The following is a 14,295-nucleotide window of genomic DNA, read 5'->3' as shown; positions in this document are numbered from 1 at the left end:
TTGTCACAAAGTCGCAATAGTTGCGGCACATAAGGCAATTATGAACACAACAAACTTTCTTGAAGGGGCGTTTCCTGCCCCGACCGAACTAGACATTGATCTGGCGACACCTGCGCGTTTTGTAAACCGCGAACTCAGTTGGCTTGGGTTCAACTGGCGCGTCTTAGAAGAGGCCGAAAACACCCGTGTTCCATTACTTGAGCGACTGCGGTTCTTGTCCATTTCGGCTGCAAATTTGGATGAATTTTTTAGTGTTCGTGTTGCTGGGCTACGTGAATTGGCGAACGCCGGGAATGTAACACCCGGCCTTGACGGGTTAACGCCAGCTGAACAATTGCTGTTGATCGACGCCGACGCACGCCGCCTGATGGCCAGTCAACAAACGGTATTCACCGTCCTACAAACCGAGATGGCAACGCAAGACATTCACCTGCTCACCCGGAATGATCTAAGCACCGGCGACATCGCCTACCTCGAAGATGTATTTCTTGAACAAGTCTTTCCCGTTCTTTCACCGCTCGCGATTGATCCCGCGCACCCGTTCCCATTCATTCCGAACGAAGGATTTGCGCTTGCCCTACAACTGGAACGCAGCAGTGATAAACGCAGTTTGCGTGCGCTGCTACCTGTCCCTGCACAGATCGACCGTTTCATCGCGCTTCCCACAGATCAGGGGAATCGGTTTCTACCGTTGGAAGAATTGCTTTTGTTACACATTGGGCAGCTTTTTCCCGGTTATAAAGTAAAAGGTAGCTGTGCCTTCAAAGTATTGCGTGACAGTGATCTTGAGGTTGAAGACGAAGCCGAAGATCTGGTGCGCGAATTCGAAGTCGCGCTTAAACGCCGCCGTCGTGGCGAGGTCGTGCGACTAAAGATTTCTGCCGAAGCACCCGCTGCGCTACAAACGCTTATCATGTCAGAACTCCACGTCACATCAGAGGCGGTGGTCGAAGTTGATGGCATGATCGGCATTGCGGATCTTAGCGAACTGGTTCTTGATTCGCGCCCCGATCTGTTGTGGCCTTCGTTCTCGCCGCGAGTTCCGGAACGTGTGCAAGACCACGATGGCGATATGTTCGCGGCGATCCGGCAAAAGGACATGCTACTGCACCACCCGTACGAAACATTTGATATGGTGGTCCGGTTTCTACAACAGGCGGCGCGCGACCCTGATGTCGTCGCCATCAAACAAACGCTTTACCGAACTTCCAAGCGATCCCCTATTGTTGAGGCGCTGTGCGAAGCCGCTGAAGACGGAAAATCTGTGACCGCTTTGGTTGAGCTAAAAGCCCGCTTTGATGAGGCAGCCAATATCCGGCAGTCGCGCCGTCTCGAACGCGCTGGGGCGCATGTGGTGTATGGGTTCTTGAACTATAAAACACACGCGAAAATCAGCACTGTCGTCCGCCGCGAGGGCGACAAACTGGTCACATACACGCACTTTGGAACCGGCAATTATCACCCGATCACAGCACGGATTTATACCGACCTGAGCCTGTTCACTTGCGACGCAAAGCTGGGCCGTGATGCAACCAAAGTCTTTAACTACCTGTCTGGATATGCTCAGCCAGAGACGCTTGAAAACCTTGCGATTTCGCCGCTAAGCCTGAAACAAACCTTGCTTGATCGCATCGCAGCCGAGGCCGATAACGCGCGCGAAGGCAAACCCGCAATGATCTGGGCAAAGATGAACTCTTTGATCGAATCTGACGTCATCGATGCGCTTTATGAAGCATCGCAGGCAGGCGTCAAAATCAGCCTCGTGATCCGTGGGATATGCGGCCTTCGCCCCGGTGTGAAAGGACTGTCTGAGAATATCAGGGTTAAATCGATCGTCGGGCGTTTCTTGGAACACTCGCGGATCGTGTGTTTCGGCAATGGCTCTGAACTGCCTTCGAAAAAGGCCAAGGTTTATATCAGCTCTGCCGATTGGATGGGCCGCAACCTGAACCGACGTGTTGAAACTCTGGTCGAAATCAAGAACGCCACCGTCAAGGCACAGATCGTTAGTCAGGTTATGGCTGCGAATATGGCTGACGTCGCGCAAAGCTGGGTGATGGCGGCAGACGGCAGTTTCAGCCGTGCGATCATACCCGAAGGCGAGTTCGCCTTTAATTGCCACCGTTTCTTTATGGAAAACCCGTCTTTGTCTGGTCGCGGGTCAGCAGGTGCATCTGACGTCCCGAGGTTGACGCATACCGACGATTGACCGATACCTGAAAGGGTAGAATACGGGGATCACATGACGACACAACCAGATCCGGACACCATTGATTGGGGTCCTTTTGGGCGACCACTGTTCGAAGATGCAGCGGCCAAAAACCTTAGTCGTGTTGGCGTCATTGACGTTGGTTCTAACTCGGTCCGTTTGGTCGTGTTTGACGGCGCCGCGCGGTCACCCGCCTATTTCTACAACGAAAAGATCATGTGCGCCTTGGGCGCAGGCCTATCTGAAACTGGCCACTTAAACCCCGAAGGCCGCAAACGCGCGCTTTCAGCGATCCGCCGCTTTGCTGCGCTGGCCGAGGGCATGGGCATCCTGCCCCTGACTGCCGTTGCAACCGCCGCTGTCCGCGAAGCCAGCGACGGCCAAGACTTCCGCGATGAAATTCTAAAAGAAACCGGCGTAAAACTGTGGATCATCGACGGTAAAGAAGAGGCCCGGCTATCCGCACAGGGTGTCTTGCTTGGTTGGCCGGGCAGCTATGGGTTGGTCTGCGACATTGGTGGTTCTTCGATGGAACTGGCCGATCTTGCCGAAGGACGTGTTGGACAACGTGTGACCTCTGCGCTTGGCCCGCTCAAACTGCGTGAAATCAAGGGCGGCAAAAAGGCCGTAAAAGAATACGTACGCGAAACCATAGCCCGTTTACACGACGAGATGGGCAATGAAACAGGGATGCGTCTGTTCCTTGTTGGCGGTTCATGGCGGGCCATCGCGCGTGTCGATATGGAACGCCGGAATTATCCGCTAACCGTTTTGCATGAATACCGCATGTCATCGCGTCAGATCAGTAAGACAGCCGATTATATTAGCAAATCAGACCTGCAAGACTTGCGCAGCCGCTGTAATATTTCAGACAGCCGGATGTCTCTCGTGCCGCTAGCATCGATTGTTTTAAAAGAACTGATGCGCACCTTTAAGCCCAAAGACGTTGCCATTTCATCTTATGGCATCCGCGAAGGTATGCTGTTCGAACAAATGCCGCGTGAACTACGTGACCGCGATCCGTTGGTCGAGGCATGCCGCTTTGCCGAGGCTAAGGACGCACGCATGCCGGGCTTTGGTCGGCTGCTTTATGACTTTGTGAAACCACTATTCCCCCGTGCCAATTGGCAGCGCAAACGCATCATCAAGGCGGCCTGCCTGTTGCACGACGTAAGCTGGCGTGCGCACCCTGATTACCGGGCAGAAGTCACGTTTGACAACGCCACCCGTGCCAACCTTGGCGGACTAAAGCATTATGAGCGTGTGCTGTTGGGCCTCGCGCTTATGAACCGCTACACGAATAAAACCGACAAGACGCGATTTGCGCCACTGTTCGAAATGCTGGAGCCTGCACAAATCAAAGAAGCCGAAGTTCTTGGTAAGGCGCTTCGCCTCGGGGCAATGCTGTGGTTATCCCCGGATGAACCGCCCGGAACGCTCAAGTGGAAAGCAAAGACCAGAGAGCTGACGCTTATCCTTACCGAGCATGCCCGCCCGCTTTACGGAGAAGTCGCCGAAGCACGCTTTGCGGCGCTTGCATCTGCGCTTAATGCCACTGCGACCGTCAAATTCACTAAATAGTCTAGGCAGATAAATCCAAGACCACCGGAAAATGATCAGATGCCAGCAGTAATGCATTCCGCAAAGGTTCGTTTTCATAACAATCGGGGTGATCAAACGGGTGCCAAATCTGCCATTTGGGGTTCTTTGACCGCAGGCTTGGTGAAACCATAATGTAGTCCAACAGCGCCTGAAGATATGGTTCACCCTTACGTTTGAACCGAGATGTGGTGGGCATCGCCCCCAAACGTCGGCTAAGCGCCTGTCGCGCATGCGGATCAAACATCTGCGTTCCGTTACCTTCGCCCAGAACGATTTCTACACCTGATCTGCCGAACAGTTTTTCGTATTCATCGAGACCCGGACCATCGTTAAAATCACCAAGAACGATCAAGTCTTCCCCGGCAGCCAAATGGCTTTCGACCCGCCCACGCAGCCAGACACATTGTGCCAATTGTTTACGGCGGTTCTCGATTGAAATTCGGGTTGCTTCGGCATCGTTGCGGGCCCCGTGCGGCGCCTTAGACTTTGCGTGGACACCAATCAAACGCAATGGCCCCGTTGGGCCAGTCACCGCCAATTCAAGCGGCGGCTTGGACCAACGGATCGGCTCTGGGGCAGCATCAACATCAAGATCCATCGCAAAGGTTTGGTCAAATCTTGGAAATTCATCGTCGCCTTTCGGATCGTGCACCGCAGTAATCACATCAGGGTCGTATAGCATGGCAATTTCTTGCTGGGTTTCGTTCGAATACCCCATAAGGGCCGAGCGCGCCCTTAAACCAAAAGCGCTGGCAAAGTTTTCAAGCGCCGTCACCGTGTTACGATGAGGGCTCATGTCAGGTGCTTCAATAATCATAACCGCGTCAGCATCCAGCGCCGTAAATACATCACCCAAAGCCTGCGTTTGCTGTGCGCGTGTCACATCCCAGCGCGATGACCACCCACCGTCGTTGATCAACTTTCCTGCGTTGTTAAACAGGCTGTTGAACCATTCGATGTTGTAGGTCGCTATTCTCATCTGCGGGCACCTTGGATTTCTTCCCAAGCACGGTTTATCGCAACCATGCGGCGTTCGGCCAGTTTTACGGCCTCTTCTGGGACGCCGCGCGCGATCATTTGATCAGGGTGGGTATCGCGCACTAACTGCCGCCAAGCGCTGCGGACCTCATCCATAGGTGTCTCAGGCAACACACCTAGCACATCGTATGGGTCACGTTCTGCCTCGGTCACGAACTGCGCGCGGATACCGCGAAAACGCCGATCATCGAAACCGAATATTTCTGCGACATTAAATAGGAAATCATCCTCTTTCGGATGATAAACACCGTCAGCCATCGCAATCTGGAACAAGCCTTCCATGAGGTGACACAGTGGCCGGTCATCATCGCCAAACATCGCCTTGATCTGGCGAGCATAGCTTTCATACCCAGCGACGTCCTGCCGCGCGAGGTTGAACACACGCGCTGCGTTCTCCTCTTCCTCTGGGGGAATGACGAATACTTCACGAAAGGCCACGACTTCATCGCGTGTCACAATTCCGTCGGCCTTGGCCATCTTGGCACCCAAGGCAATCACCGCAATCGCAAAGGCCACAGTCCGGTCTGGTGATGTCCGCAGCTTTTCAAAGACCGCAGAGAGCCCCTCGCCTGCTGTAAGTGCGGCAAGCGCTTCGGCAATGCGCGACCAGATCGACATGTGCATTCCTTTCAAAGGTGCTTTTGCATCAATACGAGATCGATCCAACGGCCGAACTTGAACCCCACTTCGGGCAGGGTTGCAACCGTCTGAAACCCAAGCGCGACATGAAATCGCACCGCGCCGGGGTTCTCTGCGCTGCAGCCAGCAAACAGCGTATGCATGCCAGCGTTTTTCGCATCAACGCATATGGCGTCCATCAATTTCCGCCCTGCACCTTGTCCGCGGGCATCAGCATGCAACATGATCGTGTGCTCTGCGGTGTACCGATAGCCCGCACCACCGCGAAACTGGAAGTAGCGCGCAAAGCCAAGAACACGGTCTTCGTCCTCCCAAACAAGACATGCTTGTTTGGTTAGTTTGGCGACCTCATCAACTGATTTTTCATCTGGGTTAAACGTGATGGTCGTATCACGAATGGCAGCATTCCATATCTGTGCGATTGCTGGCGCGTCCCCGGCCAAGGCTGGGCGTATCATCGTAGTTCCTTAACCCCATTCGGTCCCTCAAATCGGGCAACGAACCCCGGCGATCCGACTTCAAACTTAATGCGCGGGTCATCCAGCTGCGCAAGACGGGCGATCTTTGTGGCCTCTGGATGCGAGACTATAAATTCGCGCAATCGCAACCCAGACGGTTTGAGGCTATTGGCAGGATGAACAGTACCCGCACCCCACTTTATCAACGTGGGAAAGCCCCCACCAAACGGCAGGCTACCGTCATCAGGAACGGTAATATCCCAGCGCAAATTGCCACGCTCCAGCTCTCTCTTCGGTCCAGCCGTATCAGTATAGTCGATTAAATTATCGGCGCGACAAATCCAATTGGCCAAACGAGGAGGACCTGTAAAGTCATCCAATCCAAACCAGCTATGCCCGCGCGACGGAATTGCATCGGGATCTTTGGCAATCACTTCGAGGTAGAGACCATCTTCCAGCCCCAGCAGCATGTTATGCGTACCATACTGATCATGCGAACCACCGCGTTCAAGCATAATGCCCAATTGCGATTGCACTAAATCGACACCTTCACCAAGCGTCGCTGCCCCAACGGCCAAATGATCTAACACAAACATCCAAGCGGCCTCCAAAGCATCAGTCAGTTTCTCAAGAAACCCTCATTCGAGCCTTGATGCAAGCATGCAGCACATTAGATAGAAGCTACAAATCACATAACAATAGGATAAGCACATGGGTCTACGCGCCGCGCTCGATCGTTTTTTTCGTCACGACGCTTTTGGGGGATTACTATTAATGGCATCAGCCGTCGTGGCATTGATTGTCGCGAACTCTGGCCTATCCCCATTATATGATCGTTTCTTAGGTGCATATCTTGCCATCACAGTGAACGGCGAAGGCTTAGAGAAGCCTGCCATTTTATGGATCAATGATGGATTGATGGCGATCTTCTTTTTCCTCATTGGGCTTGAACTAAAACGCGAAATTTTAGAAGGAAAGTTAAAGAACCCCCGTGACGTGATTTTACCGGGAATGGCAGCCATAGGTGGGATGGTCGTGCCCGCGCTTGTCTTTGTCGCCTTCAATTGGGGCAATCCGATAACCATCGGCGGTTGGGCTATCCCCGCCGCAACAGATATCGCTTTTGCCCTGGGTATATTGGCCCTTGTTGGCGCACGTGCACCTGCATCTCTCAAGGTGTTTCTATTAACGCTCGCCATCTTGGACGATCTCGGAGCAATCTTGATTATTGCGTTATTCTATACCGCGAACCTTAAAGTCGATTACCTGTTCCTAGCAATCTTACCATTGATCGGTCTGATTGTGTTGAATGTACGCGGCACGCACCGACTGGCACCCGCAATTCTTTTTGGCGCAATCATGTGGTTCTTTGTGTTGAAATCGGGTGTCCATGCAACGCTCGCAGGGGTGATCACGGCATTCCTTATCCCGATCAAAGATCGCTACGGAAAGTCACCGCTACACGCGCTAGAGCATGGATTAACGCCTTACGTTTTGTATCTTATCATACCGATATTCGCATTTGCGAATGCTGGTGTCGTATTAAAGGGGCTTTCCGTAAGCGATCTGTTCGCGCCATTGCCAATCGGTATCGCGTTGGGGCTAATCATAGGCAAGCAGGTGGGTGTTTTTGGCGTAAGCTATGCGATGGTCAAGATGGGCTTAGTTCGCCTGCCTCACGGAGCGAGTTGGGTGCATATCTATGGCGTATCTTGCCTTGCAGGTATTGGTTTCACGATGTCTCTCTTTATTGGGTCCCTTAGCTTTGATAGCCCAGAACTGATGAACCAAGTCCGCCTTGGCGTGCTTTCTGGTTCCCTTGTCTCTGGGCTGCTGGGCTATGGCGTTCTGATGCTCGCCTCAAATCGCAGATTAGCCGCCTAAAGTTTCGGCGGCTATTTCTGTTCGATCCCCCCTAAGAACGTGCATCCCTAATCAAGCTCAAGATATCCTGAGCAGCCTTGGGGATGTTCGTACCGGGGCCGAAGATGGCTTTGACGCCGTTGTCATACAGGAATTGATAGTCCTGCTGCGGGATCACGCCACCGCAGATGACGATGATATCGTCGGCATTTGCATCCTTAAGCGCCTGCACCAACTGTGGTGCCAGCGTCTTGTGACCCGCCGCTTGCGAGCTGATACCGATGACATGCACGTCATTGTCGATCGCGTCTTGTGCGGCTTCGGCTGGCGTTTGGAACAGTGGGCCAACATCGACGTCAAAACCAATATCGGCGAATGCTGTCGCGATGACCTTAGCACCTCGGTCGTGACCATCTTGGCCCATCTTCACCACAAGCATCCGCGGGCGGCGGCCTTCGTCTTCGGCAAAGGCTTCTACACTGCGCTGAATTTCAGCAAAGCCTTCGTCACCCTCGTAAGCGGCCCCATATACACCAGCGAGCGTTTTGACTTCTGCTCGGTGCCGTCCAAATGTCTTCTCCATCGCCATGCTGATTTCTCCGACTGTGGCGCGCGCGCGCGCGGCTTCGACTGCAGCTTCTAGAAGATTTCCGCCTTCGGTCGTACGGCGGGTGAGTTCATTGAGCGCCGCGTCAACAGCGGCCGCATCGCGGGCAGCCTTGGTCGCGGCTATACGTTTGACTTGACCCTCGCGGACCGCGTTATTGTCGATATCAAGGATATCAATCGGGTCTTCTTTGTTCTTGCGGTATTTATTCACCCCAACGATCACTTCTGTGCCGCGATCAATGTCCGCCTGCCGGCGGGCGGCGGTTTCTTCAATACGCAGCTTGGGCATCCCAGAAGCCACCGCCTTGGTCATACCACCCATTTCTTCGACTTCTTCGATCAGCGCCCACGCCTTATCGGCCAGCTGAGCGGTCAGGTTTTCGACGTAGTACGACCCGGCCAGCGGATCGACGACATTGGTGATGCCTGTTTCTTCTTGAAGGATTAGTTGCGTGTTACGAGCAATGCGTGCGCTAAATTCAGTTGGCAGCGCGATAGCCTCGTCCAAGGCGTTTGTGTGCAAAGACTGCGTGCCACCTAATGCGGCCGCCATCGCCTCATACGCTGTGCGGATGACATTGTTGTAAGGGTCTTGTTCCTGCAAAGAAACGCCGCTGGTCTGACAGTGCGTACGCAGCATGGATGACTTTGGGTTCTTTGGTTCGAACTCTTCCATGATCCGCGACCACAGCAATCGGGCGGCGCGTAGCTTCGCGGCTTCCATGAAGAAATTCATGCCAATTGCGAAAAAGAACGACAAACGCCCGGCAAATGCATCGACGTCCATGCCACGTGCGATCGCTGCACGGACGTATTCACGGCCATCTGCCAGCGTGTATGCAAGTTCTTGGACAAGGTTCGCACCTGCCTCTTGCATGTGATAGCCAGAGATCGAAATAGAGTTGAACTTCGGCATCTCATTCGAGGTGTATTCAATAATATCAGCAATGATCCGCATCGACGGTTCTGGTGGATACACATAGGTATTCCGAACCATGAATTCCTTTAGGATATCGTTCTGGATCGTCCCTGACAGCAACGCTTTATCGTGACCCTGCTCTTGGCCAGCGACAATAAAGCTTGCCAAAATCGGGATCACCGCGCCGTTCATTGTCATCGACACGGAAACCTTATCCAACGGAATACCATCGAACAGGATTTTCATATCCTCAACGCTATCAATCGCAACGCCAGCTTTGCCAACATCGCCCTCGACCCGAGGGTGGTCGCTGTCGTAGCCACGGTGTGTTGCTAGGTCAAAAGCAACGGACACACCCTGCTGACCGGCATCCAAGGCCTTGCGGTAAAACGCGTTCGATTCTTCAGCGGTCGAGAAACCTGCATATTGGCGGATCGTCCAAGGACGGCCCGCGTACATCGTGGCCTTCACACCACGCGTAAAGGGCGCAGCACCCGGAATGCCACCCATATGCGGCAGGTCAGCAGCATCTTCGGCGGTGTACAACGGCTTGACCGCGATGCCTTCCAAAGTGTCCCATGTCAGGGCGTCCAAGGGCTTGCCACGTAGTTCTTTTGTGGCGATTTCTTCCCATTTTTTCTTATCCGTCATGCTGGCCTCCTGCTGAGGGTGCGAAATTAATTTCGCTAATCTGCGCTTGGCCCTTAGTATTTGGGTAAGCGGCAGCTATATCTAATGTTATGAAGTTACTAACGCACATCGGTCTAACCGTTTTATTCATCGTTTTCGGCCATACGCTGGCAGCCCAAGAACAAACAGTTCTGGAACGCTGGGAAGCCGACCACACCGAAATTTTCGATGCCCATGATGTGTCGCTAAACGAATTGCACTGGATCGCACGGCCGTTGATTGTCTTTGCGGACAGTCCCAATGACCCACGTTTCCAGCAACAGATGGATCTGCTTGCCGCAGGTCTTGATGACCTAGCAGAGCGTGACGTGATCATCATCACCGACACGGACCCAGCCGCACGTACATCGGTGCGCACAACACTGCGTCCACGTGGGTATTCCATGACCTTGCTTGGTAAAGACGGGCGCGTGGCACTACGCAAACCAACACCATGGAGCGTCCGCGAACTATCGCGTTCCATCGACAAAATGCCTCTGCGCCAGCAAGAAGTCGAAGACCGTCGCTTGCTGGCGCAATAAGTCGCGTTTATTCGAGAAAATCTTCCGCATCGGGAATTCTCCCGAAGGCGATCTTGGCCCCGGTATACGGTACTTTGTAGCGCGGCAATTCCCCAAACCTGATGGTGTCTTGACCGAACCGCTGATTCAATCCATCGATAGCACTGCATAGGTTCTCGCGTCCGGTTTTCGTACCGGCAGTTCTGTCCGAAAACATATCTCCCATTGTGGCTTCTACCGATTGCAGATGCCCCAGCATCACGCTGATAGACTTTAGATGCCGCGCGGAAAACAACGCCCATACCTCGGCCAGTTGGGTTAACAGAACAAACGTGTCCTGTGTTGGGGCGAATGTAACCGTGTAACTGCCCCGACCATATGCAGTACAGTGGATGCTGACATTCAGCATACCAGCCAGATTGCTTTCGCGCCGCAACCGTGCGCCCAGTTTGACCAACAACCGGCGCGCCACAAGAAATGCCCCCGATGGTGTGCAATTTGGTCCCGTCAAACGCTGTCCATGGCCCAGTGAACTGTGTCGTCGTGGAGGCCGCAAAACAGTTTCCCCGTGAAGCTGCCGCAGGAAATATTCTCCCTCGACGCTTCTCCAGATATGGCGTGCTGCCTTGGGCGAAAGATGGTAAAGTGACGGAATGTCGTACACGCCTGCCCGGTTCAATCTCCTTAGCATCCCCCGAGAAATTCCTGACAGATCGTCCAACGCGAGATGCGCGATTTTGTCTGGTAACACCTGAGGTGACAGCCAATTCAAACCATTCGGCTTTTCTAGTTCTGCCGCAATCTTGGCCAGAAGCTTGTTCTGAGCCACCCCAACTGAACAGCCTAACGCCGGACTGACCTGTTCTTTGATCGCCACTTGCAGCGCCTGCCCAAGTGCCAGCGCAATGTCCAAATCTTGCTGACGTCCAAGAAGGCGACACGAAAATTCGTCGACAGAATGGGCTTTGTCGATTGGAATGACCGTATCGACCGCTGCCCTGATCCGATGATGGTAGTCGACAAACACGTCGTGCTTGGCCGGACGAAACACGATCCCGGGACACAGCTTTTGCGCCGCGGCAGTACGCACGCCCATACCTACGCCTTTGCGCTTGGCCTCTATACTGGCTGCGATACAGGCCGCATTCTGCGCCATTGTCGTGACCACACCAACGGGGCGCCCGCGCAGGTCTGGTTCCTCCGCCTGCACAACTGAGGCGAAGTAAGAGTTCATGTCGAAGAATAGCGTGTTGAATTTCACCCGCATCACCGGAATCGCATTGTTCACCCATTAAGAAATGAGAACATATCATGAACACTTGCGCGGTCAACGACATATTATTATTCGAACTCCATGATCACGTCATCCACAGCGAGGCTATCACCGCCGGCTGCGTTGACCTTTTTCACGATACCCTTGCGTTCAGCCCGTAGGATGTTTTCCATCTTCATCGCCTCAACGGTACATAGCGCTTGGCCTTCTTGAACCTCGTCGCCTGCTTGCACATCGACCTTCACGATCAGACCGGGCATCGGGCAAAGTAGGAACTTTGAAGTATCCGGCGGCAGCTTTTCTGGCATCAGTTTGGCGAGTTCCGCCTGACGCGGGCTGCGCACGTGGACCTTAATATCAGCCCCACGGTAGCGCACCCGGAAACCACCCGAAATTTCGCCTACCTTGAGAACTAGCGGCGCACCGTCGACAGTGAGACGCGCAAGCGGATCACCCGGCGTCCAATCGCTTTCGACGCGCAGCGTTGCGCCACCGATTGTGACAGTAGCGCCATCACGGTCGGCGTCTATTTTTACTTCATGTGACGCGCCTTGCAGGCTTACGACCCAATCTTCGCCAACGTGACGTTCATGGTTGCCCATCGTGCCTGAAATGCGTGCGCGTCGGATTTCGCCAACACGGTGCATGGCAGAGGTCGCCGCAGCGATCCGGATGCAAGCATCCTCGTCCAGCGTTACGCCTTCAAACCCTTCGGGGTATTCTTCTTCGATAAAGGCGGTCGTCATGTTGCCGCTGGTGAATTTCGGGTGGTCATAGACCGCAGCCAAGAACGGCAGGTTGTGACCGATGCCTTCGAGTTCAAACCCATCCAGCGCCAAACGCATTTCTTCAATCGCGGTGGCACGATCCGGTGCCCAAGTACACAGTTTAGCGATCATCGGATCGTAATACATGCTGATCTCACCGCCTTCGAACACGCCAGTGTCGTTGCGAACTGCCCGCGTAGGCGTCGCCTCTTCTGTTGGGGGGCGATAGCGGGTCAAACGGCCAATTGATGGTAGGAAGTTACGATATGGGTCTTCGGCGTACAGGCGGCTTTCCATCGCCCAGCCATTAATTTTCAGATCAGACTGCGCGAACGGCAGCTTTTCACCAGCAGCGACGCGGATCATCTGTTCGACCAGATCAACGCCCGTGATCAGTTCGGTGACGGGGTGTTCCACCTGCAAGCGGGTGTTCATTTCTAGGAAATAGAAATTCCGGTCACCATCAACGATGAATTCCACCGTACCCGCGCTCGTGTAGCCAACGGCCTGCGCCAATGCGACAGACTGTTCGCCCATGGCTTTGCGGGTCGCCTCATCAAGGAATGGGCTTGGTGCTTCTTCGATCACCTTCTGGTTCCGGCGCTGGATCGAACACTCGCGTTCGTGCAGGTAAACAGCGTTACCGTGGCTATCCGCCAAGACCTGAATTTCGATATGGCGTGGTTGGGTCACGAATTTTTCGATAAAGATGCGGTCGTCGCCAAAGCTGCTGGCCGCTTCGTTCTTGGAACTTTGGAAACCTTCGCGTGCTTCGTCATCGTTCCAAGCGATACGCATCCCCTTACCACCACCGCCAGCAGAGGCTTTGATCATGACGGGGTAGCCAACTTGGTTGGAAATTTTCACCGCCTCTTCGGCGTCTTCGATCAGGCCCATGTAGCCCGGGACGGTAGAGACATTTGCGTCTTGGGCGAGCTTCTTGGACGTGATCTTATCGCCCATCGCCTCAATCGCGCCCTTAGGTGGCCCGATAAAGGCAACGCCAGCGGCTTCTAACGCCTCAGCGAATTTGGCGTTCTCTGAAAGGAAACCGTAACCGGGGTGTACTGCCTCTGCGCCGGTCTGCTTGATCGCATCCATCACCTTGTCGATGACGATGTAAGACTGGTTCGCTGGGGGTGGGCCAATGTGGACCGCTTCGTCGGCCATTTTCACATGCAGCGCATTCTTGTCAGCATCAGAATAAATCGCGACGGTCTGAATGCCCATTTTGCGTGCTGTCTTGATCACGCGGCAGGCAATCTCGCCTCGGTTAGCGATTAGGATTTTCTTAAACATGTTGGCTCCCCCAAACAAAAAATCGCCGCCGGGGTAATACCCGGGCGGCGATTCATTTGATTTAGACGCGCCGAAATGACGCGCGTATTCGTATTACCTACAACCGTTGATGCCTGCGTCATCGCAAAGCACGCCTGCGGCCGCACCAGCAAGAATGGTACCGGTACGATCTGTGCCCAGCACTTCAGCTGCGACAAGACCTGCGCCTGCGCCTGCGACGCCGCGTTCCACGTCGCCTTCAAGACAGCCAGCAAGGCCGAACATAGCCACTGCGGCAAGGATGATTGATGTCTTTTGCATAGTTTTCTGCCCTTTGAAATTGTGTTTGCAGACCAAGAATTGGCCCTATTCACAGCTAAATCAATAGACACAGTTGCGTGATATTCAATAACAGTCGCTTTTCCGCCGATATTCGGAGCGACATCGGTG

The 14,295-nt window shown here is 53.9% G+C and carries 12 protein-coding genes; 4 read left to right on the top strand and 8 right to left on the bottom strand.

Going from position 1 to position 14,295, the window contains the following annotated elements; translation table 11 throughout:
* Positions 1 to 40 precede the first annotated feature (40 nt).
* A complete protein-coding gene (locus tag CLV80_RS04265) occupies positions 41 to 2,209 on the top strand; it encodes an RNA degradosome polyphosphate kinase (protein ID WP_106355178.1) in 2,169 nt (722 codons plus the stop codon).
* A gap of 33 nt (positions 2,210 to 2,242) precedes the next feature.
* On the top strand, positions 2,243 to 3,790 hold the full coding sequence (locus CLV80_RS04260) for a Ppx/GppA family phosphatase (RefSeq protein ID WP_106355176.1): 1,548 nt from the start codon (positions 2,243 to 2,245) through the stop codon (positions 3,788 to 3,790).
* A 1-nt stretch (position 3,791) separates the two neighbouring features.
* On the opposite strand, the gene CLV80_RS04255 is transcribed toward CLV80_RS04260, so the two are convergent.
* From CLV80_RS04255 to CLV80_RS04240, 4 genes are read right to left on the bottom strand one after another with little or no spacing between them, the layout of a single operon-like run.
* Complete coding sequence (locus CLV80_RS04255) at positions 3,792 to 4,790, bottom strand: endonuclease/exonuclease/phosphatase family protein (protein WP_106355174.1); 999 nt, start codon at positions 4,788 to 4,790, stop codon at positions 3,792 to 3,794.
* Entirely contained in the window at positions 4,787 to 5,467 is a 681-nt protein-coding gene (locus tag CLV80_RS04250; protein ID WP_106355172.1) for a molecular chaperone DjiA, read from the bottom strand. Before CLV80_RS04250 ends, CLV80_RS04255 begins: the two co-directional genes overlap by 4 nt.
* 11 nt (positions 5,468 to 5,478) lie before the next feature.
* Positions 5,479 to 5,946, bottom strand: a complete 468-nt coding sequence (locus CLV80_RS04245; protein ID WP_106355170.1) for a GNAT family N-acetyltransferase — start codon at positions 5,944 to 5,946, stop codon at positions 5,479 to 5,481.
* On the bottom strand, positions 5,943 to 6,542 hold the full coding sequence (locus tag CLV80_RS04240) for a VOC family protein (RefSeq protein ID WP_106355168.1): 600 nt from the start codon (positions 6,540 to 6,542) through the stop codon (positions 5,943 to 5,945). The genes CLV80_RS04245 and CLV80_RS04240 overlap by 4 nt, the downstream gene beginning before the upstream one ends.
* 115 nt (positions 6,543 to 6,657) lie before the next feature.
* On the opposite strand from CLV80_RS04240, the gene nhaA reads away from it, so the two are divergent.
* Complete coding sequence (gene nhaA / locus CLV80_RS04235; protein WP_106355166.1) at positions 6,658 to 7,830, top strand: Na+/H+ antiporter NhaA; 1,173 nt, start codon at positions 6,658 to 6,660, stop codon at positions 7,828 to 7,830.
* A 31-nt stretch (positions 7,831 to 7,861) separates the two neighbouring features.
* On the opposite strand, the gene scpA is transcribed toward nhaA, so the two are convergent.
* On the bottom strand, positions 7,862 to 9,988 hold the full coding sequence (gene scpA / locus CLV80_RS04230; protein ID WP_106355163.1) for a methylmalonyl-CoA mutase: 2,127 nt from the start codon (positions 9,986 to 9,988) through the stop codon (positions 7,862 to 7,864).
* 89 nt (positions 9,989 to 10,077) lie between these two features.
* Between scpA and CLV80_RS04225 the strand changes: the two genes are divergently transcribed.
* On the top strand, positions 10,078 to 10,548 hold the full coding sequence (locus CLV80_RS04225) for a DUF4174 domain-containing protein (protein WP_106355161.1): 471 nt from the start codon (positions 10,078 to 10,080) through the stop codon (positions 10,546 to 10,548).
* A 7-nt stretch (positions 10,549 to 10,555) separates the two neighbouring features.
* Here the strand turns inward: CLV80_RS04225 and CLV80_RS04220 are convergent, their stop codons facing one another.
* The 3 genes from CLV80_RS04220 to CLV80_RS04210 form a co-directional block, all read right to left on the bottom strand.
* On the bottom strand, positions 10,556 to 11,788 hold the full coding sequence (locus tag CLV80_RS04220) for a Y-family DNA polymerase (protein ID WP_207766501.1): 1,233 nt from the start codon (positions 11,786 to 11,788) through the stop codon (positions 10,556 to 10,558).
* A gap of 80 nt (positions 11,789 to 11,868) precedes the next feature.
* Positions 11,869 to 13,866: an acetyl-CoA carboxylase biotin carboxylase subunit gene (locus tag CLV80_RS04215; protein ID WP_106355157.1), complete on the bottom strand. Its 1,998-nt coding sequence runs from the start codon at positions 13,864 to 13,866 to the stop codon at positions 11,869 to 11,871.
* 93 nt (positions 13,867 to 13,959) lie between these two features.
* Positions 13,960 to 14,166, bottom strand: a complete 207-nt coding sequence (locus CLV80_RS04210) for a hypothetical protein (RefSeq protein WP_106355155.1) — start codon at positions 14,164 to 14,166, stop codon at positions 13,960 to 13,962.
* Positions 14,167 to 14,295: the final 129 nt, after the last annotated feature.

Source organism: Yoonia maritima, assembly GCF_003003285.1.
Taxonomy (GTDB): domain Bacteria; phylum Pseudomonadota; class Alphaproteobacteria; order Rhodobacterales; family Rhodobacteraceae; genus Yoonia; species Yoonia maritima.
The sequence above is the reverse complement of the archived record's forward strand: the minus strand, read 5'-3'. Positions and strand labels throughout refer to the sequence as shown.